General features: G+C 65.0%; 23 protein-coding genes. 7 read left to right on the top strand and 16 right to left on the bottom strand.

Annotation, left to right across the window (positions count from 1 at the left end):
- Positions 1-6: 6 nt before the first annotated feature.
- The 12 genes from Q0627_RS09080 to Q0627_RS09025 all read right to left on the bottom strand — a co-directional run bounded on the left by Q0627_RS09080 (position 7) and on the right by Q0627_RS09025 (position 12302).
- Positions 7-606: a TetR/AcrR family transcriptional regulator gene (locus Q0627_RS09080; RefSeq protein ID WP_291019906.1), complete on the bottom strand. Its 600-nt coding sequence runs from the start codon at positions 604-606 to the stop codon at positions 7-9.
- A gap of 70 nt (positions 607-676) precedes the next feature.
- Complete coding sequence (locus Q0627_RS09075) at positions 677-1381, bottom strand: hypothetical protein (RefSeq protein WP_298809208.1); 705 nt, start codon at positions 1379-1381, stop codon at positions 677-679.
- A 25-nt stretch (positions 1382-1406) separates the two neighbouring features.
- A complete protein-coding gene (locus Q0627_RS09070) occupies positions 1407-2744 on the bottom strand; it encodes an MlaD family protein (protein ID WP_291019900.1) in 1338 nt (445 codons plus the stop codon).
- A complete protein-coding gene (locus Q0627_RS09065; RefSeq protein ID WP_291019898.1) occupies positions 2741-3958 on the bottom strand; it encodes an MlaD family protein in 1218 nt (405 codons plus the stop codon). Before Q0627_RS09065 ends, Q0627_RS09070 begins: the two co-directional genes overlap by 4 nt.
- Positions 3955-5040 (bottom strand): MCE family protein, encoded by a 1086-nt coding sequence (locus Q0627_RS09060; protein ID WP_291019896.1) that lies wholly within the window; start codon positions 5038-5040, stop codon positions 3955-3957. Before Q0627_RS09060 ends, Q0627_RS09065 begins: the two co-directional genes overlap by 4 nt.
- Positions 5037-6077, bottom strand: coding sequence for an MCE family protein (locus Q0627_RS09055; protein ID WP_291019893.1), 1041 nt, complete (start codon positions 6075-6077; stop codon positions 5037-5039). Before Q0627_RS09055 ends, Q0627_RS09060 begins: the two co-directional genes overlap by 4 nt.
- 4 nt (positions 6078-6081) lie before the next feature.
- A complete protein-coding gene (locus tag Q0627_RS09050; protein ID WP_291019891.1) occupies positions 6082-7113 on the bottom strand; it encodes an MlaD family protein in 1032 nt (343 codons plus the stop codon).
- Positions 7110-8468 carry an MlaD family protein gene (locus Q0627_RS09045; RefSeq protein ID WP_291019889.1) on the bottom strand — a complete coding sequence of 453 codons (1359 nt, stop codon included), beginning with the start codon at positions 8466-8468 and terminating at the stop codon, positions 7110-7112. The genes Q0627_RS09050 and Q0627_RS09045 overlap by 4 nt, the downstream gene beginning before the upstream one ends.
- Before the next feature lie 3 nt (positions 8469-8471).
- Complete coding sequence (locus Q0627_RS09040; protein ID WP_291019886.1) at positions 8472-9332, bottom strand: ABC transporter permease; 861 nt, start codon at positions 9330-9332, stop codon at positions 8472-8474.
- Positions 9333-9351: 19 nt separating this feature from the next.
- The gene (locus Q0627_RS09035; protein ID WP_291019883.1) at positions 9352-10218 is read right to left on the bottom strand and encodes an ABC transporter permease; all 867 of its coding nucleotides are present in this window, start codon (positions 10216-10218) and stop codon (positions 9352-9354) included.
- 21 nt (positions 10219-10239) lie between these two features.
- Positions 10240-10995, bottom strand: coding sequence for an SDR family NAD(P)-dependent oxidoreductase (locus Q0627_RS09030; protein ID WP_291019880.1), 756 nt, complete (start codon positions 10993-10995; stop codon positions 10240-10242).
- Positions 10992-12302, bottom strand: a complete 1311-nt coding sequence (locus tag Q0627_RS09025; protein ID WP_291019877.1) for a cytochrome P450 — start codon at positions 12300-12302, stop codon at positions 10992-10994. The genes Q0627_RS09030 and Q0627_RS09025 overlap by 4 nt, the downstream gene beginning before the upstream one ends.
- Positions 12303-12544: 242 nt before the next feature.
- On the opposite strand from Q0627_RS09025, the gene Q0627_RS09020 reads away from it, so the two are divergent.
- The 5 genes from Q0627_RS09020 (at position 12545) to Q0627_RS09000 (ending at position 15972) form a co-directional block, all read left to right on the top strand.
- Positions 12545-13183: a TetR/AcrR family transcriptional regulator gene (locus Q0627_RS09020; RefSeq protein ID WP_291019874.1), complete on the top strand. Its 639-nt coding sequence runs from the start codon at positions 12545-12547 to the stop codon at positions 13181-13183.
- 125 nt (positions 13184-13308) lie between these two features.
- Positions 13309-13728: a Zn-ribbon domain-containing OB-fold protein gene (locus tag Q0627_RS09015; protein WP_291019871.1), complete on the top strand. Its 420-nt coding sequence runs from the start codon at positions 13309-13311 to the stop codon at positions 13726-13728.
- On the top strand, positions 13725-14900 hold the full coding sequence (locus tag Q0627_RS09010; protein ID WP_291019868.1) for a thiolase family protein: 1176 nt from the start codon (positions 13725-13727) through the stop codon (positions 14898-14900). The genes Q0627_RS09015 and Q0627_RS09010 overlap by 4 nt, the downstream gene beginning before the upstream one ends.
- Positions 14901-14950: 50 nt before the next feature.
- Complete coding sequence (locus Q0627_RS09005) at positions 14951-15805, top strand: LLM class F420-dependent oxidoreductase (protein WP_291019865.1); 855 nt, start codon at positions 14951-14953, stop codon at positions 15803-15805.
- A complete protein-coding gene (locus Q0627_RS09000) occupies positions 15802-15972 on the top strand; it encodes a hypothetical protein (protein ID WP_298809184.1) in 171 nt (56 codons plus the stop codon). Before Q0627_RS09005 ends, Q0627_RS09000 begins: the two co-directional genes overlap by 4 nt.
- Positions 15973-16022: 50 nt before the next feature.
- On the opposite strand, the gene Q0627_RS08995 is transcribed toward Q0627_RS09000, so the two are convergent.
- The 4 genes from Q0627_RS08995 to Q0627_RS08980 form a co-directional block, all read right to left on the bottom strand.
- The gene (locus Q0627_RS08995) at positions 16023-17147 is read right to left on the bottom strand and encodes a DUF3089 domain-containing protein (RefSeq protein WP_291019914.1); all 1125 of its coding nucleotides are present in this window, start codon (positions 17145-17147) and stop codon (positions 16023-16025) included.
- Positions 17148-17496: 349 nt separating this feature from the next.
- Positions 17497-17754: a hypothetical protein gene (locus Q0627_RS08990; protein ID WP_291019859.1), complete on the bottom strand. Its 258-nt coding sequence runs from the start codon at positions 17752-17754 to the stop codon at positions 17497-17499.
- Between the two features lie 326 nt (positions 17755-18080).
- Positions 18081-18329: a hypothetical protein gene (locus Q0627_RS08985; protein ID WP_291019857.1), complete on the bottom strand. Its 249-nt coding sequence runs from the start codon at positions 18327-18329 to the stop codon at positions 18081-18083.
- A 358-nt stretch (positions 18330-18687) separates the two neighbouring features.
- Positions 18688-20196 (bottom strand): glutamate--cysteine ligase, encoded by a 1509-nt coding sequence (locus Q0627_RS08980; RefSeq protein ID WP_291019855.1) that lies wholly within the window; start codon positions 20194-20196, stop codon positions 18688-18690.
- A gap of 74 nt (positions 20197-20270) precedes the next feature.
- On the opposite strand from Q0627_RS08980, the gene Q0627_RS08975 reads away from it, so the two are divergent.
- Positions 20271-20657 carry a sterol carrier family protein gene (locus Q0627_RS08975; RefSeq protein ID WP_291019853.1) on the top strand — a complete coding sequence of 129 codons (387 nt, stop codon included), beginning with the start codon at positions 20271-20273 and terminating at the stop codon, positions 20655-20657.
- Positions 20658-20978: 321 nt separating this feature from the next.
- Positions 20979-22544: an amidophosphoribosyltransferase gene (gene purF, locus Q0627_RS08970; RefSeq protein ID WP_291019851.1), complete on the top strand. Its 1566-nt coding sequence runs from the start codon at positions 20979-20981 to the stop codon at positions 22542-22544.
- Positions 22545-22818 lie beyond the last annotated feature (274 nt).

The following is a 22818-nucleotide window of genomic DNA, read 5'->3' as shown; positions in this document are numbered from 1 at the left end:
AGTGTCTCAGCGTGGGGGTTGGAGGCTGCGCAGGGTGCGGGAGACGTAGTCGTCGAGCATGGCATTGCGGCTCGGTCCCTCACCGATGGTGAGGAGCAGCGCGTACAGCCCTATCAGGAAGAAGTAGGCGGAGTTCATCGAGTCGAGAGCCGCGTCGGCGGCACCGTCGCGGATGGCACCGTCGAACAGTGCCACCAGCGTGAGGAACACCGGATGTTCGAGTCCCTCCTCGGAGATGGGCCGGGTTGTGGAGAAGTGCGCGGCCAGGAAGTCCCGGAACAGGGGTCGTCCCAGCGTGGTCTCGAGTTCGGCCAGCAGATCGACGGCCTTGTGCAGGGCCGCACCCAGGTCGGGTGACGTGGCGAGGAAGTCGTCGAGCCGGTCGGCCATGAGCCGTTCCTCGCGGGCCTCGAGTTCGAGCAGCACGTGTTCCTTGGTGGGGAAGTGGAAGAAGAACGTGGAATGCGCGACACCGGCCTCGGCGACGATCGTCGCGATATCGGCGGCGGCCATCCCGGCGCGCCCGAATTCGGCGGTCGCCGCAGCCAGCAGCCGTTCGCGTGTCTGCTGTCGCTTGGCCTCCCTCGTCAGCCGCGCCTGCGCCACAACCCACCTCTGCTCGCCGGGTACCCCATATCCGATCATTCAATCCCAGGGACCGGCCTGTGCGCAGACGTTAGGGGAGTTCGACCTTCTCCGCCAGCCAGCGGCCATCGTGTTTGGTCATCGTGACGCGGATGCGGCTGCGGTCGATCCGGGGTGTGGTGTTGGAGACGTTCTGGACGGTCTGGTCGACGAACATCAGCACCACCACCTTGTCGGTGGACGCCGACACCACGCCGGAGGCCAGGACTGTGCCCTTGGCCTGGGCCTTGTTGTCGACGAGGAGTTGCCGGAGCTGGTCGCTGGACTTGGCGTACATCTGGCGGAACTCGCCTGTCGAGCCGTCGAGCACCGCCGCGAAGTCCTGGTCGAGGGAATCGGCGCTGACGCTGGTGAGCGTGGTGGTGAACTCGCGGGCCGCCGACGTCGCGGCGTCGGCGGCCTTGGCGGTGTTGTCGGCCGAACGCCACTGAGAGCCGAACCACGCGGTTCCCGCGATACCGGCGAGGGCGAGTAGTGCCAGGATGATCACACCGCCGCGGCGTGAGCGGGGGCTGCCGAGCGCGGTACGCAGACCGGCCAGGCGCGCGGCCTTGTCGTCGGGCTTCTTGCCTGTGGCCGCTGTCTCGCCGGTGGTCTCCGTCTCGCCGGTGGTCTCCGTCTTGTCGGTGGTCTCCGTCTTGTCGGTGATGGTTTCCGCGGTGTCGGTGGCGGTGGCAGTCTCATCGACCTGGTTTTCGGACTTCTCGTCCGTGAGGTCGGACAGCGTGCTTGTCATGGTCTTCTCCTGTGTCCGGCTCGGGCTAGCGCGGTTGGTCAATGGTGGGCTGGGGTTTGGGCAGCGGCCAGGGCTGGTTGGGCAGCTCCGGGCCCGCGTAGGGGAGCGGGATGCTCAGCGGCCCGGTGGGAGTGGGCGTGGCGCGGGCACGCGGATCGGCGCCGTCGGGCATGGCGTTGGTGTCGTCGCCCGGTGGTCGGGGCGCATTGCGGGCGCCACGGATCAAGACCGTCGGATCATTGTTGGGGCAGAACGTGTACAGGTACGGCTCGGGATGGCTGGGCTCCGACGAGGCGAACCGAGGCAGTTGCAGATAGTCGCACGCCGCCCGCGGATACACGTTGAGCGCACCCCAGATTCCGCCGTCGTGCATCGTGTACGTGAGCGCCTTGAGGACCGATCCGCGGCCGCTGGCCGGGAAGAAGAAGTCGTTGAGTGCGGGCAACCGCTGATAGACGAGCTGTGTGACGGTGGCGAGATTCCCCAGCAACTGCACCATCGTCGGCGAGTTGTCGGCGATGATCGAGTCGATCGCCGACAGTAGTGGCGGCGTCTGTTTCAGCAATGTCTTGTAGCCGTCTGCCTTCCGGGACACGCCGGTGAACAGGGTGTCGAGGTCGCGGGAGGTCTCCCGGATCGCCGGACCGCCCTCGCCGAGGGTGGTGAGTACCACCCTGCTGGTCTTGATCAGCGAGGTGGTCTGCGGCAGCACCGAATCCAGTGTCGAGATCAGGAAGGTGCCGCCATCGATGATGTCGCGCAGCTTTTCCGGTCCGGCCGTGCTGACGCCGAGCTCGTCGCGGATGGTCTTGAGCTGGTCGGTGTCGATCTGGGCGAGCATGCCGTCGAGATCCTCGAGCAGAGTCGCCAGCGGGGTGGGTGTGCTGTCCGGCTCAAGTGTGCTGATCTCGGAACCGTCGGTCAGATATGGGCCGTTCGAACTCGTCGGCCGGAAATCGACGTATTGTTCGCCGGCGAACGACAATCCGGCAACCCGAACGGGGGAGTCGCGGGGAATGCGGGCGTCGGCGTCGAGTGAGAGCACTGCCACCACCCCGTCGCCGGTGAGATCGACAGACGAGACGGATCCGACTTTCACGCCGCGCACCGTCACCTCGCGATCGGGAAGCAGTCCACCGGAATCGGCGAAACGGATACGGACGGAGATCGTGTCGTCGGCGTTCATACCGAACACCGCCACCGCGTGGTAAGCGACGCCGAGCAGCAGGACCAGACCCAGGCCGATGGCCGAGAGCCAGAGGCGGTGTTTGACGGCGGCGCGCACGGTGGTGGTGATGCCGCGGGCGGGCAGGTCGACGGCGCGGGCGAGTGGGCCCGGCCGGGAGTCGGTGCGAGTGGTCATCGGGGCGCCGTCCTGCTCGGCTCGGTCGTCTTCGGCCGGGCGGTTCCCGGCGGGTTGCTATGTGTCGTCTTCTTCTGATACTCCTTCTGGGACTTGGGAGTACGAGGATCGAGTACGTCGTCACCGGGTCCGAACTTCATCTTCAATCGCAGCAGCGAATACATGATGGTGCCCGCGAAGTTGTCGATGTCGATGGTGCTGGGCAACCGGCTGCCGGGGTCGGCCGGGTGCCGGAAGTCGTCGAGCGCGCCGATCGAGAGGTCCTCGAGGTCGGCGTCGACGTGTGCGCCGGTGGAGTTGATGATCTTGAGCACCGGCGGCAGCAGTTTGTTCATCTTGGCCAGCGATGCCCGCGGATCGGTTGCGGCCCTGTTGAGTTCGTACGAAATGCGGTTGATGCTGGCCGCGAGATGCTGGGTCTTTCCGGTCGCGACCGAAGGGAACGTCGACAGCGTGGTGCTGATGGCGCCCACCTTATCGACGAGGGCCAGGATGTCGTCGGTATTCGCGGCGATCACGTCGACCGCCGGTCCCGCTGCGGCGAGAGAATCGGTGAGGGTCGATTGCCTATCCGACAGCGTCTGCACCAGCCGGTCGGTCTGCTCGAGCGCGACGCGGATGTCGCCGGACTTCTTGGACAGCTTGTTGATCAACGAGGTCGATTGTGCGACAAGGTCGGCCAGTGCCTCACCCTTGTCGCCGACCGCGTGACCGAGGCCGTTGAGCAGCTTGGTGAGGTCGCGCAGCACACCCCCGTTCACGAGCATCGCCGACGACGCGAGCACCTGCTCGATGGTGGCGGCGGCCGACGTGTCGGCGAGGGGGATCTTGTCACCGTTCTGAATGTTTGCGGCACCAGGGTTTTCGGGTGGAGTGACGGCCACGAACACCTCGCCGAGTGGGGTGGCGGTGCGCAACTCGACGCCCGTGCCCACCGGCAGGCTCACATCGTCGCGGATGCGCAGGGTGACAACCGCCGTGTAATCGCGGACCGTCATCGCCGACACCTCGCCGACATCGGCGCCGGCCAGGCGTACCTTGGCACGTTCGGGCAGGTTCAAGGCGTTGGTGAATTCAGCTGTGACACTGTAGAAATTACCTCCGCCATCACCGCGTTGGGGCAATGGCAGATCCTCCAGCCCCACACCGCAGCCGGACAGCAGCAGCGCCGCCGTCGTGGTCATGGCGAGGCGCCGGGCCGATCGGGCGGTCATTTCGCGAGCCCTTCGAGCATCGAACTCAACCCGAAGTCGGGGCCGAAATCCTTGGGAGTGCCGGTGGCGCAACCCCGGTCCTTCATCTGCAGCACATTGCAGATCTCTTTCATCAGGGTTCCGTGGGTGAATACGTGATCGAGAACGCCGTGCACGCGGGCCGCGCCGCGTGGGATGTCGATGACGTTCCACACGTTGTCCATCAGCAGCGGGGTCACATTGAGGAACTCCTGCAATTGCCGTCGGTAGTCCACCAGGGTCTTGGTGACCGCCTGTGCCCCGGTGACGGTCTGGGCCATGTCGTCGCGCCGGGTGGTGAGGATGTCGGTGGCCTCACCGAGGATCGCGTTGATCTGAGCGCCGGTGGTTCCCCAGCCGATGCGCTGGTCGGCGAACAGATCGCTGATCTGCTGCACCGACGACCCGAAGCTGCGGATCAGCGCGTCGTTGTCCGCGGCGGCCTGCGACAGCGCCGACAGATTGTTCACCGTCTTCGTGATGGCCTCACCGGTGGCATCACCGCCGTCGTCACCGATCGCGAGCGCCTTCGACAGGGTGGTGAGCGCGGCGCGGATGTCGGGGCCGTTGCCGTCGGTGATCGCCGCCGCCGTCGACAGCAGGTCCGCCACCGGCCCGCCGCCCTCGCCGTCACCCTGCAGGCTCACCGCCAGCTTCTGGCTCATGGCCAGCGTGCGGTCGAGCTCGACGGGCACCCGGGTCTTGTCGATGATCTGGTGCGCTTGCAGGCGGGGGCCGCCGTCGTAGACGGGGGTGAGTTCGACGTGGCGGTCGGTGAGCACCGATGTGGACACGGTGACGGCGGTGACGTCGGCGGGCACCGGGGTGTCGGCGTCGATCTCCATGCCGACCTCGACGTAGCTGCCGCGCGATTTGATGGAGGTCACCTTGCCGACCGTCATGCCCAGCACCGCAACCGCATTGCCCTCGTACAGGCCCGACGTGCTATCGAAGTTGGCGACGACGTCGATGGTGTGGTCACGGTCGCGCCACACCTTCACCGCCCCGGCGACGAGCACCGCGACGACTGCCACGGCCAGAAGGATCTTGATCAGCGATTTCACTGGCAGTCCTTGAAATAGGGCGGCAGATTGCGTACCTGCGCCTGCTTGGACACCGCGCACATCCACGAGTCGATGAACGGGCCTGCCACGGAGGAGAAGTCGACCTCGTTGCCCGTTCCGGTGGTGTTGGTGAAGTTGCGCAACGGAACCGGCAGGATCTCCATGGTGTTGCGGAGCAGGGCGTCGTTGCGTTGCAGCGTGGTCAGCAGCCCGTTGAGGTTGGTGATGAGGGCTTGCACGCCGGAGTTGTCGTCGACGACGATCGTGCGAAGTTGGCCCACCACCTCGGTGGTGGCATCCAGCAATCGGGTGATGGTGTGCTGTCGTTGCAGCAGGGCGCGCAGCAGCTTGTCACCGGAGGTGACCAGTTCACCGAGATTCTTCTGCTGGTTCTGGACCACGGTGGTGAGTTGCTCTGTGCCGGTGAGCAGGTCACCGATCTGCGAACGTCGGTCGGCCAGGATCGTCGACAGGTTCTGCACGTTGGTCAGCACCTGCGGGATCAGCGCCGGGGTGTCGTCGAGCTGATGCGCCAGGGTGGTCATCGACTTGGCGATGTCGTCGGCATCGACCTGTTCGAAGGTGACGGTGGCATCCTGTAGGACCTCTTGCAGCGTGTACGGAACCTCGGTGTGCGAGAGCCTGATCGTCGCGTCGGGCAGTGTTCCCTTGCCGGCCGGGCGCAGATCGATGTACCGGGATCCGAGCAGGGTGGTGAGCTTGATCGCCGCTCTGCTTGACGGCCCGAGGTCGACGGTGTCGTCGACCTGCATGTCGACGCGCACCAGCTTCCCGGCGAGTGCGGTCTTGGTGACCGTGCCCACCTGCACGCCGGCGACATTGACGGCGTCGCCGGAGGAGATGCCGGCGGCCTGGGCGAATTCGGCGTGGATGGTGCGCTTGCCGATGCCACCGGAACTGATCTGCAGAGCGATGAAGATGATCAGCGCCAGGATCAGCAGCGCGGTGGTGCCCACCAGGGCCTTGTTGCGTTCGGCCAGCGGGGTGCGCAGCCATGTGCTCAGTCGTTGCGGCATGACCTCACCTGCAGATCGGCGATTGTGTGATGCTTCCGCCGGAGGCGGTTGCGACGATGGTGGGAATGACCGTGCTCAGCGCCGGCACGAAGGTGGCGTTGATATTGCACAGGTACGTTTCGATGTACGCGCCGCCCTGCGTCACGCGCGCCAGCCCCTTGAGCAGCGGCGGCAGATTGAACCCGAGGAAACCGAACGCCTCCTTGTTGGTGAGAAAATGCCCGAGGAAGCCGGGATCACGGTCGAGCATCGTGGTGAACTCCGGCAATGCCTGCGAGGTGAGCACAGCCGCCCGATCGATCACCTTGGTGGTGACGTCGATGTTCTTGAGGAACTGGTCCTGCTGGGCGGACAATCCGGTGATCAGGTCGCGCGAGCTGCGGACCACCGTGTCGATCTCACCGCGTTGCTTCGCGAACACCCCGACGATATCCGACAGATTGGTGATGACACGCCCGAGCAGATCATCGTCGCCGGTCAGTGACTTGGCCAATTGCGATGTCTGCGCGATCAATTGGGCGATCGATCCGGTGTCTCCCTGCAACGATCGGATCAGTGCGGTGGTCAGGTTGTCGACCTGCTGCGGATCGAGCACGCTGAACAGCGGCTCGAAACCATTGAGCAATGCCGAGATGTCGAACGACGGTTCGGTCCGATCGAGCGGGATCTCTTTGTGCGCCAGCGGTTCGGGGTTGGTTTTGTCGTCCCGCGACAATCCGAGATAGCGCTGCCCGACGATGTTCTGATAATTGACCGATGCGCGGGTTCGGGAGTCGACGGTGTGCCTTTTCTCCACCCGGAACCGGACCTTGGCGACCGCCCCGTCGAGAGACACCTTGTCGACGCGGCCGACGCGGATGCCTGCCATGCGCACGTCGTCGCCCGCCTTGAGTCCGGTGACATCGGTGAATCGTGCCGTGTAAGTGGCGGTGTCGCCGTCGACGCCACGCCGCAACGTCACCACGACGGTGGAGGTGAGGGCGATCGAGACGATCAGGAACAGGATCATCCCGATCAGCGGTTTGCGCACGCTCATCGCGGTGTGGTCCCTTCGCTCACGGGAGTGACCGGGCTGACGGTGACGTCGGCGCCGCGGGTAACCGGGCCGAGCAGCAGGGTGGAGGTGACGGGATTGCCACCCACGAGCGCGCCGAGCTGCTGCTGTTCGGCTGGGCTGCCGACGGATCCGACGTTGCCGCCCATGCTCGCGACCGGCTTGTATCCCCCAGTTCTATCGCCCCCAGCCCTATAGCCTTGGGTCACATGTGACTTCTTGCCCGTGTACTTGGGGGCGGTGACGACGGTAGGTGCGGTTTTGCAACTGTCGCCCTCCATGGTCCCGTATCGGGGGCAGTCGGCTCGGGTGTACAGCCTGTGCGGGGTGATCTGTAGCCGGAACTTGCCGCGCGCGTTCTGTTGTCCTTCGGGCCAGAACTCGGTGAACCATTTGTCGGAGATCTCTGCGATCGCCACCACCGTTCCGGTGAACGAATACCCGCCGCGCCCAACCACATCCGCGATCGGCGCGGCCTCGGAGGTGATCTTCTTGAGGATCGTCGCGTTGTTGCGCATCGCCACATCGATGCGGCCGGCGGTGGTTATGCCGCCCGACAGCAGCGTCTGCAACTGATTTGATTGTGCTGCGACCGTCTGCATCGGTACCACCGACGAGTGCAGGGCGTCGAGCAGATCGGGGGCCGCCTTGCGCAGTGCGGTCACCGATTCGGTGAGACCGTCGAGCAGCGACGGACCGTTCGGCGTCATCACGGCGTTGATCTCGGAGGTGATGCGGCGCAGCTGGGTACCGGCGCGCACGATGTCGGTGCCGCGCCGGTCGGTGGCGGTGGTGATGGCGGCGAGCAGGCCGACGGTGGTGTCGCCGGGCTCGCGCGCCGATGCCGCCACGATGTCACGGATCTTCGACAGCGCCGTCTGGAACTGCACGGTGTCGTTGTCGCGGTTCTCGGTGATGACGTCGCCGCCGCGCAGCGTCCGGGTCGTGGTGCCCGAGGCGTCGTCGAGAAGCTGTACCGACGACACCGCGAACAGGTTGCTGGGCACCACCCGTGCGGTGACGGTGCTCGGAATACCTTTTGCCCGTGCGGGTTCGAGCGCGATCTTCACCACGGTGCGTTTGCCGCGCAGGCCGGGGGTGACGCCGCGGACCGAGCCCACGATCACGCCGCGGTACTTGACGTCGGAACTTTTCGGGAGGCCGTCGCCGACGTCGGACAGCTCAGCGGTCACCGGGACCGAATCGGTCAGTGATCCACGGGCTTTCAGGACGGTGGCCGCGAGGATCGTCGCGACGAGCGCAACGGCGACAAGCGCGCTGATCGCCAGCGTGCGGGTGCTGGTTCCCCGCGGTCCCTGCTCATATGCGTCGATCATGGCCTACCCACTCAACCGTGCCGCGGAGTCGATGCCCCAGAACAGGATGGTGGCAACCAGATTGGCGACGATCATCGCCGAAATGGCCGCGCGCATCGCACGACCGGCCGCGGTACCGACCCCCTGCGGTCCACCGCTGGCATAGAAGCCGTAGTAGCACTGGATCACTGAGGTGATGATGACGAAGATGACCGCCTTGGCCAGTGAATACAGTACGTCGACGGGACTGAGGACCAGCTGGAAGTAATGCTGGTAGGTGCCGTTGGACAGCCCGCCGGAGACGAACACCACTGCCTGCACCGCAAGATAATTCAGCGCCAAGCACACCAGATACAGCGGTACGACTGCGACGATCGCGGCAAAGAGCCTGGTGGACACCAGATACGGAATAGGCCGGATCGCAATGCTTTCCAGCGCATCGATCTCCTCGGCGATCCGCATCGCGCCGAGTTGTGCGGTGAATCGGCAACCGGCCTGCGAGGCGAACGCGAGCGAGGCCATCAGCGGTGCCAGCTCGCGGGTGGCGGCGGTGGAGGCCACCATGCCGGTGGCCGGTTCCATGCCGAGCATCTGCAGCGCGTTGTAGCCTTCGATGCCGACGATCGCACCACCGGCGGCGCCGAGCACGAGGATGACGCCGGCGGTGCCGCCGCCCACGACGATGGACCCATTGCCCCAGGTCACATCGGACAGGACGCGCTGGGTTTCTTTGCTGTAGTTCTTCACGGCGAGTGGTATCGCGCCGATAGCACGGACGCAGAAGAATGCGATGTGGCCGAGTTTGAGCCACCAGCCGGTGACGGCCCTCGACGCGACGACGATCTGCCGGGTGCCGGGCGGATAATAGCGGGACGGTGAGGTCATTGTCGTGAGTCCGGTCCTTCTAGAATCCGGTCCGGGGAAACAGCATCACGTACAGCTGGGTGAAACCCACATTCACCAGCATCAGCAGGATGATCGACGCGACCACCGTCGCATTCACTGAATTGGCCACGCCCGCGGGTCCGCCGCTGGTGTTCAAACCCTTGTGGCAGGCCACAATTGCGACGATCGCACCGAACACCGCGGCCTTGATCATGGTGAGTACGAAGTCGGAGACGGTGGCGAATGAGGCGAATGTGGTGACGAACGTGCCGGGAGTTCCGTTCTGCACGAACACATTGAAGATGTAGCCGGAGAAGAATCCGACGAAACAGATGACGCCGGTGAGACATACGCTGACGAGCACCGCGGCGACCATACGCGGCACCACCAGGCGCTGGATCACCGACAGCCCCATCACCTCCATCGCGTCGAGTTCCTCGCGGATCTTGCGGGAGCCGAGGTCGGCGCATACGGCCGACCCGGCCGCCGCGGCCATCAGCAGCGCCGCCACCATCGGCGCACCCTGCCGGATCACGGCCAGTCCGCTGGCCGCTCCCGCGAGCGAGGTGGCGCCCACCTGTGCGGCGAGCAACGCGAACTGGATCGACAGGGTCATCCCGATCGGAATGGCCACGAACACCGTCGGCAGCGCCGAAGCCGACGTCATGAACGCCGACTGGCGCACGAACTCCTTCCATGGAAACCGCAGATGGATGATATCGGTGACCAGGAAGACCACTGCCTCCCAGCCCAACATCACCTGTCCGCCAACGGTTTCCATCGATGCGATCGGGTGGCGGTGGGCGTACCCGCGTACCCAGTTGCCGATCTCGGCGCCCGCTGTAGGCGCCATCGATTCAGCCGTGGCCTGCTCGGCCGTGGTCATTGCCATTCCCCCCTAGGCCGGTCAGATGTACCAGCCGCCGTTGACGCCGATCACCTGGCCGGTGATGAAGCCGGCCTGCTCCGAGCACAGGAATACCGCGGCGGCGGCGATGTCCTCGGGCAGTCCGGTGCGTCGGACCGGGGTCATCATAGCCAGATCGTCGAGCTTGGGCAGCAGCCCGGCCTGTACGGCGGTGTCGGCCATCGGCGTGGCGATGATCGACGGCGGAATGGTGTTGGCGGTGATGCCCTGGGGCGAGAAGTCGAAAGCCAGGGCCTTGGTGAGCGCGATGACACCACCCTTGGAGGCGATGTAGTGCGCGCGATCGGGACCGCCGGACTGGGCGCTCGACGACGAGATGGTGACGATGCGTCCCCAGCCGCCCGCCTGCATATCGGGGATGATCGACTGGGTGGCGTTGAAGGTGCCGGTGAGGTTGATCCCGATCACCCGGTTCCATTCGTCGCCGGAGATGTCTGCGTAGGGAGTTTGCGCGTCGACGCCGGCGCTGGTCACGAGAATCTCGATAGGGCCGAACTTTTCACGCACCTGGCCGACGGCCTTGTCCACCGAGGTGCGGTCGGCGACGTCGACGGTCAGGCCGATCGCCTCGCCGCCCGCATCGCGAATGGAGGCGGCGACGGCTTCGGCGTTGGCGGTGTTGAGGTCCAGGACCGCGACCCGGTGGCCCGCGGTGCTGAGCTGCTCCGCGACGGCAGCGCCGATCCCGGATCCGCCGCCGGTGACAACCGCTACCCGGCTCTTGTTGTCGCTCATGCTTGCTCGCTTTCGATGGGGGTGAACTCCAGGTGCAGCTCGGTGAGTCCACGCAGGATGTAGGTGGGTTCGAAGTCGTAGCGCCGGTTGCTCTCGGGGCCGTGGTGTTCGGTGGAGATGCGGATATCGGCCATCCGGTCGAGGAATTTCTCGATGGTGACGCGGCCCTCGGCGCGGGCCAGCGGGGCGCCGGGACAGGAGTGGATACCGCGGCCGAACGCCAACTGCTCCCGCACGTTCTCACGCGCAATATCGAACTCGTTGGGTTCGGTGAAGGTCTCGGGATCACGGTTGACGGCACCGGGGCAGATCATCACCGTCGACCCGGCCGGCACGTCGGTGTCGCCGAGAGTGGTGTCACGCACCGCCACGCGGAAATCGCTCTTGACCGGACTTTCCAGCCGCAGCGTCTCCTCGATGAAGGTGGGGATCAGGCTGCGGTCGTCGCGCAACTGCTGCTGCAGGTCCGGGCGTTCGCCGATGACCCGCAGCGCGGCTGTGATCAGTTTGGTGGTGGTTTCCTGTCCCGCGGCGAACAAGAATGTCGCGGTGCGCACCACCTCGACCAGCTCGGGAACAGTGCCGTCGCGGTAGGTGGCTTTCGCGAGCAGCGTCAGCACATCGTTGCGGGGGTTCTCGCGGCGGTCGGCGAGGTAGGCGGTGAACTTGGTGTCGAGCCACTCCAACGGGTTCTCGGCCATCACCTCTTTGTCGAGGGCGCCGGGGCGGGCACCCTTGCGCGGTGCGCCGAGCACGGTGCGGAATTCCTCGTGGTCCTCCTCGGGTACACCGAGCAGGTCGGCGATCGTCAGCAGTGCGAAGGATTTGCCGTAGTGGCCCATCAACTCGCATGAGCCGGTGTCGATGAACTCGTCGAGGAACTGGTCGGCGAGGCGGGACATGAACTGTTCGTTCTCGCTGATTCGTTTGGGGGTGAGCAGCCGGCTGAGCAGACTCCGGGCGCGGGCGTGGTCGGGTGGATCCATGGTGACCATGTGCTCGTGCAGGGGCAGCTCGGTGCGGTGGGCGGCGATCTGGGCGCTGATGTCGCTGCCCTCGGGGGTGAACGGAAGGCCGGGGAACGGTCCGGACACCGAGATGCAGGAGGAGAAGTTGTCGGGATCCTTGAAAACCTTCACTGCTTCGGCATGGCCGGTGACAGCGTATACGCCTCGGTGTGACTCCCGGGTCACCGGGCACTTGGCGCGTAGCTCATCGAAGTATGGGTAGGGATCGGGGACCAACTCCTGCGCCGTGAAGAAGTCCAGATCCAGGATGCCGCTGTCGTGGTCTTTGAGCTCGCTCACGGTGTCTCCTTTGTCGGAAGTATGTGCTGCCCGGTGGAGTGGTCCGCTTCGATGGGATACGGCGTTCATCGGGCTGTGTGATTTGTTCTGCGGGGGCTGAACCGCGAAGTAGATGTGCTGAGCACTCGCTCAGCAATGTGACTAGGATTACCAGTATGGCGCAGTGAGGTCAAGGTCATGTTCGGGTGGCGGCCACTGCGGGTGGTGTCGACGCACGTCGTGGCGGGACTGGAGATGCTGATGTGAGTGATGGACGCAGGATTGGAACGCGCGATGCGGCGAGCCGAACGGCGCTGCTCGACGCGGCCGAACGACTGATGGTCGAAAAGGGCTACGGTGCAGTGACATCCAGAAAGGTTGCTGATGAGGCCGGGCTGAAGCCGCAGTTGGTGCACTACTACTTCCGGACCATGGACGAACTCTTCCTGGAGATGTTCCGGCGCCGCGCCGCAGAGGGAGTGGAGCAGCAGCGTGCCCTGTTGAACTGCCCGCAACCGCTGTGGGCGCTATGGCAGTTCAGTACCGATCCGCAAATCGCGGCGTTCACCACGGAACTGCTGGCGCTGGCCAATCATCGCAAGGAACTGCGCGCCGAGATCGCGAAGTACTCCGCGGAGCTGCGGATCGAGGCTCAGCGCACGATCGAGAAGGCGCTCACCCGAGCGGAGAGCCGGTTCGGCGAGATTCCTCCCGCTGCGCTTATCGTCGTGCTGACCAGCGTCTCCCGCGTGGTGATGATGGAGGAGTCGCTCGGCTTCTCCGATGGTCACCGGGAGACCTACGAACTGGTCGAGTCGGTGTTGACCGAGCTGGAAGGCTCTCCGCGGCAATACTATTCGCCGCCTGTGCCGCCGTTTCCGACGTTCGGGGGCGATGACTGATCCCGGGCCGATCTTAGGGCGGGCTCGTGGCCGGTTGGGCGGTGGCCGTGTGAGAATCATGTTTCCATCATACGAGAACATGAGATACATTGGCTGAGAATTAGAGAATCATCTGGAGGGATGACATGCCCAAGGCTCTGGCGCCGGAGATCTCCACCTGGCCCGATGCGGACCCGCAGCTCATCGGCAGCCGCTGCGGAGCGTGCGAGTTCGTGACCTTTCCCGCGCAGGATCGCTGCCCCAACTGCAGCACCGCGCCGATGACGGAGGAGTTGCTGCCGCGGACCGGGACGATCGTCGCTTGGACCGTGCAGGCGTTTCCGCCCGGCGCGCCGTACGTCGGTCCGGTCGGCAAGGACTTCCAGCCGTTCGGTGTCGGTCTCGTCGAACTCGACGATGTGGTTCGAGTCGAGGGCCGGCTCACCGAGAGTGATCCGTCGAAGATCGAGTTCGGCCAGCGGGTGGAGCTGACGATGATTCCATTCGCCACGGACGACGCCGGCGACGACATCTATACCTTCGCATTCAGGAGTGTTTCGGCATGACCAACAGTGGCGATTCCCCTCGCTCCGCTCGACCGGACGTGGCCATCATCGGGGTGGGCCTGCACCCTTTCGGCCGATTCGACAAGACCGCGATGGAAATGGGCGCTGAGGCAATACAACTGGCGCTCACCGACGCGGGTCTGGAATGGAAGGACATTCAGTTCGGGTTCGGCGGCAGCTATGAGATCTCCAACCCCGACGCGGTCACCCGGTTGGTGGGTCTGACCGGTATCACCTTCACCAATGTGTTCAACGCGTGCGCCACCTCGGCCAGCGCTATCGCGCAGACCGCCGACACCATCCGCCTGGGCACCTACGACATCGGCATCGCCGTCGGCATGGACAAGCATCCCCGTGGTGCGTTCACCGATAATCCCGCGAAACTGGCTCTGCCGCAGTGGTATGCGGAGAACGGGCAGTTCCTCACCACCAAGTTCTTCGGGATGAAGGCCAACCGCTACATCCACGACCACGGCATCTCGCAGCGCACCCTGGCGCGGGTGGCGGCCAAGAACTTCCGCAACGGTGAGAAGAACCCGAACGCCTTCCGCCGCACACCGATCGGCGAGGACGACATCCTGGCCTCGCAACTGGTCAACTATCCGCTCACCCAGTATATGTTCTGTTCACCCGACGAGGGGGCGGCCGCGGTGATCATGTGCCGCGGCGACATCGCGCACAAGTTCACCGACAAGCCGGTATTCCTGCGCGCCAGTGAGATCCGTACTCGGCGGGCCGGTGCGTACGAGGTGCACGCCACGTCGGCACCGCTCATCGAGGATCTCTCACCCACGGTGTACGCCGCCCGCGCCGCGTACGAGCGGGCCGGCATCGGACCCGAGGACGTCGACATCGCCCAGCTCCAGGACACTGACGCCGGCGCCGAGGTCATCCACATGGCCGAGACCGGGCTGTGCAAAGACGGTGAGCAGGAACAACTTCTGGCCGAAGGAGCCACCGAGATCGACGGCTCCATCCCCGTCAACACCGATGGTGGCCTCATCGCCAACGGTGAACCGATCGGTGCGTCGGGTCTGCGGCAGATGCACGAGCTGGTCAAACAGTTGCGCGGCGAATGCGGCGACCGGCAGGTGCCCGGCAACCCGCGCGTGGGCCTGGCCCAGGTGTACGGCGCGCCCGGAACTGCGTCGGCGACGATCGTCTCGCTGTGACAATGCGGTACATCTAATACTATCCGGAAACGATCGGTTCCGATGGTGACGTGTCGGCGGCGGGTCCGCTCAAAGACGTTGCGGTCGCGGCCGAACGAAGTGGATTCGACGGCTTTGCCTTGAGCGAGCATCCTGTTCCGGGTGCTCGCTGGCTCGACGCCGGTGGGCATCAGACCTTCGATCCTTTTGTGGCACTGGGATTTGTCGCCGCTGCCACCGAACGCATCAGGTTGCTCACGTATCTGGCGGTTGCTCCGTACCGAAATCCGTCGCTGCTGGCGAAATCGGCTGCGACACTGGACAAATTGTCCGGAGGTCGGCTGATCCCCGGGATCGGGACCGGCTACCAGAAGAGCGAATTTCACGCTCTCGGTGTCGATTTCGATGAGCGGAACGTGTTGTTCGATGAGGCGCTGGACGTATTGCCGCAGCATTGGAGCGGAAAGCCGTTCAGCTACCAGGGTAGCCACTTCAGCGCCCGGGACGTGATGGCCCGGCCGGTACCCGTGCAGGACCCCATTCCGATCTGGATCGGTGGCAACTCCAAGCTCAGCCGGCGGCGTGTCGCCAACCGGGCGCAGGGCTGGATGCCGATGTCCGGTGGCGGTGAACTCAGCTCCACCGCCCGCACTCCGGAACTGGGAACGTATTCCGCACTTGCAGAGACGATCTCGGAAATCCGGGAGAGTGCCGTCGCGGCCGGGCGGCTTGACCCGATCGACGTCGTCTACTCCTACAGCGGAGCGGGCATCGAGGATCCGACGACCGACGTCGACCGGCATTGGGAGGCTTTCGCGGCCTTGGAGAAGGCAGGAGTGACCTGGATTCTGGTGAGCAGCTTCACCGACGGGCTACCTGCCACCACTGAGTTCCTCGAGAGCTTCGGCACCACGTACCTGTCATGACGCCCGATTGTGGTTCTGGCGTGTGGTTCGCCGAACGTGCCGCGCTGGTCGGGACCGTTGCGGTGATCACAGGTGGTGCGGGTGGTCTGGGCAGTTCGATCGCCGTGGACCTGGCCGCGAACGGGGTCCGGGTGGCCGTCATCGATCTCGACGAGCGGGCGCAGTAAAGATTGATCGAGTTTGCCGCTGATCTCGGAAAACGGGATCGCCGGCAAAGTCAGGCGCCGTAGCTCTCGATCTGTTTGTGGGCGATGGAGACCAGGAGGTCCAGGCCCGCGTTCATGTCGAGGAGGTGGGTGTCGAACAGCGGTACTTCGTTGACCTGCTGACGGCGGACTATCGTCGCGTGCAGGCGGTGGAAGCCATTGACGTTGGTGCACTTGGCGATCACGCGGCCCTGGGTGGTGGTCCAGGTCGATGCCGACGTGGGCAGCGGCTCGGGGAAGGTGGTGTACTGCATCAGGATCGAGATGATGCCGAATGCGAACGGTGCGCTCGGCATGGTCACTCCGACCGGCGTGTGGTCGCCGGCGATCGTCGACGGATCGGTGCAGGCTACCTGTAGGCGGGGACCGAACGGCAGGCCCATGGGGCCGCTGAGCTGGTCGAGCGCGCTGTTGCCGAACAGCGACGGCAGACCGATCAGGTCGGTGGAATAGGCCACGACACAACCGGATTGGGCTTGCCGGGTGCATACGGGGATGTTCGTGAAGTCGCCGCCGGTGGTCTTGCCGGGTGCGGTCATCACATTGCCGCCGACCAGGATGGCGCCGACCAGCTTCTTGCGCAGCGCCGGATCCGGATCGATCTGTTCACGGATCAGCTTGCGCAACATCATCGTTCCCTGCGAGTGGCCGATGAAGATGACGCCGCGGCCGTGATTGTCGTTGCGCAGGTACTCCTTCCACGCACGCAGCACGTCGCTGTAGCCGGGCTTGGCCAGATCGCGATTGCCCACCCATGCCGCCATCGCCGCGGGCGTCAGGCCGAACAACGTCATCTGCCGGTATACCGGTGCGAACACGCGGCATTGGGTGTTGAACCGGGCGGCCTGGAAGCTTGCGATCGACTTCACCTCAGGTGCCGCGACGCGGTCGGCCACCAGCGACAACTGGTCGGTGACGGTCGGATACACGTAGAAGCAGTCGACCTTGCGGTCGGCGTCGGTGACTTTCGTCGCCGGCGTCGTCTTTCCGGTGCCGAGGTCGGTGGTGTCATTGGGCAGATCGCATGGATCGTTCGCCTTGCTCGGATGGCACAGCCAGTTGGTGTAGCCGGACGGCGCCGCCTGTGCGCTCGGCGCGAGCAGCGCCGGTATCGCGACCAGCAGGAACGTCGCCATCACGGCGATAGACCCGGACCACCGATTGGTCGACTGCACGAGCATCTCCTCCACCCTGGGTAGTGATGTGAGTCACTACCTGAGAAATCCTCAGTACTGTAACAAGCAGCGTCGGCGGTGGGGGTTGATTCGGTGTCGGAACGTTCTGGGGTGGTTCTGTCAGGGGTGTACGTCGCCGGACCCTTCGAGACGCTCGCTCGTGCCTCGCGTCGCCCTCAGGGATCAAGAAGGTGGGCTGCGCATGCTCGATTGGCCGCGCTACCTCGTACGCCAACGCCGGCAACGTCGGCGCGATCAAGAAGGTGGGCTGCGCATGCTCGATTGGCCGGCTCGCGAACGCAGTCGACTGCTATGTCGAGACGAGTTGCATGAGCTTGTCGAATCCGTCGACCTGCTTGTAGACGACCTCACCGTTGTGTCGGGCTGTGAGCATATCGAAGAACCTTGTGGCACAATCTATTTTGGCCTTCTCGATACCTTTGATGCCCAATGTCGACATGGTGCCCGTGGTCTCGGCGACGAAGTAGATGTGCTTGACCGTACCTTCATGAAAGGCGATGGCCCAGTCCGGGTTGTAGTCGCCCACAGGGGTGGGGATGAGTGACACCGACTCCTTTTGGATTATTTGAGATAGCTTTTGCAGTTCGTAAGTTAACGAACTGCCTGGTCAGATCGGTTCGGCCTGCCGGCAGGTGCCCGTGGCATTGCTTGATTTGAGATAGTTTCAACGTCCATCGCGCAGCCCGAGTCGAGCCGACACTGTGGATTGTCCCGTCCTTGCGTAGCCTTGCCAGCATGTTCCGGACCTTGTTGTCTCGCTGCTCCTCGCTGAACGAGTCGGGAAGCTCATCACGGAGAAATGCGTCGATCTCGCGGAGTGGGGCGCTCTCGAACTCGCGGAGGTAGTCGATGATCAGTTGCGCATAGAACTCGTCATCGAGGACCCGGGTCCGCATGTAGTTCATAGAACTCGCCGACGCTGATGAACTCGACCCGGTCTACGTACTCGATGACGATGATCCGTGAGTGCTTCCGATAGTCCTGGTGCGCGATGCAGTTGTACAGGGCTTCGTGCAGGCCCGATTCGTTGTACTTCTCGATCTCGCGGTAGATCAGCTCATTCGGTGGGTTGAAGCGGATCTGCACGTTCCGGATCCGCTTGACCAGTTCGGTCGCTGTCACAAGGAAGGGAGGACTGAAGTGCTGGAACGCCGATTCTTCGCCGACAAGTTTCCAGGTCAACTCGGCCATGTGGGGGCTGAGCAGTACCGCTGACTCGCGACGGCCGAGCAAGATGACCGCAGCGCGAGTGATCTGCCCCTGATGAGTGAGCCGCGCCTTGGCAAGGAAGGTGGCATCGTCCCACGTAGCGATTTCATCGGCGAGTCGCGGATAGCGTTCGGTGAACCCTTCGCGGGCACGGGTGATGGCATCCGGGTCGAGATCATCGAGTGTGGCGTTCGAGACGCTCGCTCGTTCCTCGCGTTGCCCTCAGGGATCAAGAGGGGGCTGGATTCCCAGTGTTTCGTCGTCTTCGCGGTCAGAGTGGCCAGGAGTGGACGGGTTCGCCTTCGTGCATGAGGGTGAGGTAGTCGCGGAGCATTCCGTGCAGGGCTTCGGTGCGGGTCTCGCCCGCCTTCTCGCGGGCGGCGACCGCGTTGCGCTGCCACACCGAACCGGTTTGCCTTCGCAGGCAACGGCCTTCGATCACCGACAGGTAGCGGGTGCGGGCCTTGGAGCCCACGCCGTAGGTGCGCAGGCCGTCGTCGGCGATGGGTAGGAGCCTGCGCAGGACGAGTTCGTCGGGACGTACCCAGCCGAGTTCCGGCCAGTACAGTTGGGCGTCGATGCCGTCGCGGGCGCCGGTGTGCAGATTCTCGTCGGCGGCGTCGAACGACATCTGCGACCACAGGGGGCGATCGGCGTCGACGAGGCCACGCACCAGGCCGTAATAGAAGGCGGCGTTGGCCATCGTGTCGACGACGGTCGGTCCCGCGGGCAGTACCCGATTCTCCACGCGCAGATGGGCTTTGCCGTCGACGACGTCGTACACCGGACGATTCCAGCGGTAGACGGTGCCGTTGTGCAGACGCAATTCGTCGAGGACGGGAATGCGGCCGGCGTCGAGTTCGGCGAGCGGATCGACGTCCGTCGACACCGGTAGCAGGGCGGGGAAATAGCGGGTGTTCTCCTCGAACAGATCGAAAATGGTGTTGATCCAGCGTTCGCCGAACCACACCCGTGGGCGTACGCCCTGATTCTTGAGTTCGAGCGGCCGGGTATCGGTGGCCTGCTCGAACACCGGGATCCGGCTCTCATGCCATAGGGCCTTTCCGGCGAGGAACGGTGCGTTGCTCGCCAGCGCCACCTGGACACCCGAAATCGCTTGTGCCGCATTCCAGTGCGCGGCGAAATCCTCCGGGGCCACCCGTAGATGCAGCTGCAGCGACGTACACGCCGCCTCGGGGAGAATCGAATCGGAAGTGATGTGCAGTCGCTCCCGATTCCCGGATTCGGACAACGGAACACCGGTGATGTCGATTTCCATGTCCTCACCGCGCGCGGCGAAGATCTGCTGATTGAGCAGATCGTACCGGGGATTGGCCGAAATCCAATGGTGGGCAAAATGTTCGGTGCGCAGTGTGGGCAGCATTCCGATCATCGCCAGATGATTACCGGTGGCCGACGCGCGTTCCTCCGCACGGTTCAGCGACGTCCGCAGCGCCTGCTCCAGCGAAATGGTGTCCTGCTTGACGAAGGGCAGTGGGGCCACATTGATCTCGATGTTGAACTGGCCCAGTTCGGTCTGGAAATCGGGATCGGCGATCGCGTCGAGCACCGTCGCATTCGCCTTGGCCGGATTCATGTCGGCGTCGACCAGGTTCAGCTCCACCTCCATCCCGAGCAGCGGCTCCGGGGCGCGGCCCTGATCGGTGAACAGGCCCTCGGCCAGCATCCGGGCGATCGCGTCGGTACCCCTGCCGACCTGCGTACGGAAACGCACCCTGTCGTCGCCGGTGAACGTGCGTGCGGACACATCGGTACCCATCTGCCAATACTGCCCGATATGCCGGTGCCGATACCCCCGAACGGACGTGATTGCCGGGCGGGCAAGCTGTAGTCATGGCAGCACGAAAGACGGTCGATCTCGTCGCGGCGCGGGCGGCGGTCGTCGCGGTGGCCGACTGGGCGCGGAGCGGGGAGGCTCCCGAACCTTCGCGGGCCGAGCTGGCGGCCGCGGTGCGGATGTCGGCGCGCACTCTTGCCCAGATCGCGCCCGGGTCGTCGGTGGAGGTTCGGGTGCCGCCGTTCGTGGCTGTGCAATGCATCGAAGGGCCGCGGCACACGCGGGGGACACCGCCCAACGTCGTCGAGTGCGATGCGCGGACGTGGTTGCGCATGATTATCGGGGAGCTGGGGTTCGACGACGCTGTGCGTGGCGGGGCGGTTGAGGCGTCGGGGTCGCGGGCGGGGGAGGTGGGGTCGTGGATGCCGCTGTTTTCGGTGTAGTCCTGGGGTGGTGGCGTGAGGTGTTCGGCTCGCCGGACCCTTCGTGACCCTCGCTCCTTCGTCGCTTCGGCCTCAGGGATCAAGGTGGTGGGTTGTTCTTTCGTCGTTTCGGCCTCAGGGATCAAGATCGTTGTGATGTGGTCGTGGGGTGGGGTTGGGTGTGGTGGCGGTTACAGGTGGGAAGAAGCAGCAGGTCCGGGGCGTTTGCAGAGGCGGAAACCGGGAGATGGTGACATTGAGCGGCGCGTCGAGGATTGGCGTGTCGGTGCTACCGGACCGTAAACTTGTGACCGTCTGACCCGCCGGCCTCTGGGGAGTGCGATGACCGACCTGTCGATCGACAGTAAGAACCTGATGGCCGCTGCACCTGGCTGTAGTGGGCATATCAGCGGCGAACCCGAGAACGAGCCGCGCGAGGAGTGCGGCGTTTTTGGTGTTTGGGCCCCCGGCGAGGATGTCGCCAAGCTCACCTACTACGGGCTTTATGCGCTGCAGCATCGCGGGCAGGAGGCCGCCGGTATCGCCGTCGGCGACGGCTCGCAGGTCCTCGTGTTCAAGGACCTGGGCCTGGTCAGCCAGGTGTTCGACGAACAGACGCTCGGCGCGATGGTCGGGCACGTGGCCGTCGGCCACTGCCGGTACTCCACCACCGGGTCGACGACCTGGGAGAACTCGCAGCCCATCTTCCGTACCACCGCCGCCGGCACGGGCGTGGCGCTCGGGCACAACGGCAACCTCGTCAACACCGCCCAACTGGCCGGACTTGCGCGTGAACTCGGTGTCTCCGGCGGACCGGCCACCTCGGACTCCGACGTCGTCGGCGCGCTGCTCGCGCACGGCGCCGCCGACAGCACCCTCGAACAGGCGGCGATGGACCTGCTGCCCAAACTCAAGGGCGCGTTCTGCCTGACGTTCATGGACGAGCACACCCTGTACGCCGCCCGCGACCCGCACGGGGTGCGGCCGCTGTCGCTCGGCCGGCTCGACCGCGGCTGGGTGGTCGCCTCCGAAACCGCCGCGTTCGACATCGTCGGCGCCTCCTTCGTCCGTGACATCGAACCCGGTGAGCTGCTGGCCATCGACGCAGACGGGGTGCGCACCAAACGATTCGCCGAACCGACGCCCCGCGGCTGCGTGTTCGAGTACGTTTACCTCGCCCGACCCGACAGCGTCATCCACGGCCGGTCCGTGAATTCGGCCCGCGTCGATATCGGGCGGCTGCTGGCCCGGGAGAACCCGGCGACCGGCGACCTGGTGATCCCGGTCCCCGAATCGGGCACCCCCGCGGCCATCGGCTTCGCCCAGGAATCGGGCATTCCGTACGGGCAGGGACTGATGAAGAACGCCTACGTGGGCCGCACCTTCATCCAGCCGTCGCAGACCATCCGGCAACTCGGTATCCGGCTCAAACTGAACCCGCTACGTGAGGTGATCCGCGGCAAACGGCTCGTCGTCGTCGACGACTCGATCGTGCGCGGCAACACCCAGCGGGCACTCATCCGGATGCTGCGGGAGGCCGGCGCCGCCGAGATCCACGTGCGCATCGCGTCCAGCCCCGTGCGCTGGCCCTGCTTTTACGGCATCGACTTCGCCTCGCCGGCCGAACTCATCGCCAACGGCATGGAATCGGAGGCCGGCATGGTCGAGGGTGTACGGCAGGCCATCGGCGCCGACTCGCTCGGCTACATCAGCATCGAGGGCATGGTCGCGGCCACCGAACAACCCCGCGCCAACCTGTGCGCGGCCTGCTTCGACGGCGACTACCCGATCGAACTGCCGCGGGAGACGTCGATGGGCAAAGCCGTTCTCGAACAGATGCTGGCCAACGCCGCCGGTGACCCGCTGACCCAGGCCAACGACAATGTCAGCGCCATCATGCGGCCATAACCCGGACCTCGGGTAGCCTATGAGGCGTTGCCGAGCCCGGTCGCATTCGCCTGCCATGCGTCTCGATCGAGGTTCGGCTCTGACATGCCCGGGTCCTGTCCGGATCACGGGCGCCGCGAATGTAACAAGGGGTGCGACCCGATGACCGACCATGTCGCCACTGGGGGATCGAATACCGGGGGATCGAATACCGGGGGATCAAACGCCGGGGGATCGAATACCGGGGGGCTGAGTCAGAACGCCGGCGCCTCCTACGCTGCGGCGGGGGGCGACC

The organism is uncultured Gordonia sp., from assembly GCF_937858515.1.
In the GTDB taxonomy this organism is placed as follows: Bacteria; Actinomycetota; Actinomycetes; order Mycobacteriales; family Mycobacteriaceae; genus Gordonia.
This window is presented reverse-complemented; position numbering and strand designations above follow the sequence as displayed.

Coding starts and splice junctions, on each gene's coding strand:
- Q0627_RS09075 (WP_298809208.1), bottom strand. CDS start 1,381: ATGACAAGCACGCTGTCCGACCTCACGGACGAGAAGTCCGAAAACCAG.
- Q0627_RS09070 (WP_291019900.1), bottom strand. CDS start 2,744: ATGACCACTCGCACCGACTCCCGGCCGGGCCCACTCGCCCGCGCCGTC.
- Q0627_RS09065 (WP_291019898.1), bottom strand. CDS start 3,958: ATGACCGCCCGATCGGCCCGGCGCCTCGCCATGACCACGACGGCGGCG.
- Q0627_RS09055 (WP_291019893.1), bottom strand. CDS start 6,077: ATGCCGCAACGACTGAGCACATGGCTGCGCACCCCGCTGGCCGAACGC.
- Q0627_RS09050 (WP_291019891.1), bottom strand. CDS start 7,113: ATGAGCGTGCGCAAACCGCTGATCGGGATGATCCTGTTCCTGATCGTC.
- Q0627_RS09045 (WP_291019889.1), bottom strand. CDS start 8,468: ATGATCGACGCATATGAGCAGGGACCGCGGGGAACCAGCACCCGCACG.
- Q0627_RS09040 (WP_291019886.1), bottom strand. CDS start 9,332: ATGACCTCACCGTCCCGCTATTATCCGCCCGGCACCCGGCAGATCGTC.
- Q0627_RS09035 (WP_291019883.1), bottom strand. CDS start 10,218: ATGACCACGGCCGAGCAGGCCACGGCTGAATCGATGGCGCCTACAGCG.
- Q0627_RS09030 (WP_291019880.1), bottom strand. CDS start 10,995: ATGAGCGACAACAAGAGCCGGGTAGCGGTTGTCACCGGCGGCGGATCC.
- Q0627_RS09015 (WP_291019871.1), top strand. CDS start 13,309: ATGCCCAAGGCTCTGGCGCCGGAGATCTCCACCTGGCCCGATGCGGAC.
- Q0627_RS09010 (WP_291019868.1), top strand. CDS start 13,725: ATGACCAACAGTGGCGATTCCCCTCGCTCCGCTCGACCGGACGTGGCC.
- Q0627_RS09000 (WP_298809184.1), top strand. CDS start 15,802: ATGACGCCCGATTGTGGTTCTGGCGTGTGGTTCGCCGAACGTGCCGCG.
- Q0627_RS08995 (WP_291019914.1), bottom strand. CDS start 17,147: ATGGCGACGTTCCTGCTGGTCGCGATACCGGCGCTGCTCGCGCCGAGC.
- Q0627_RS08980 (WP_291019855.1), bottom strand. CDS start 20,196: ATGGGTACCGATGTGTCCGCACGCACGTTCACCGGCGACGACAGGGTG.
- Q0627_RS08975 (WP_291019853.1), top strand. CDS start 20,271: ATGGCAGCACGAAAGACGGTCGATCTCGTCGCGGCGCGGGCGGCGGTC.
- purF (WP_291019851.1), top strand. CDS start 20,979: ATGACCGACCTGTCGATCGACAGTAAGAACCTGATGGCCGCTGCACCT.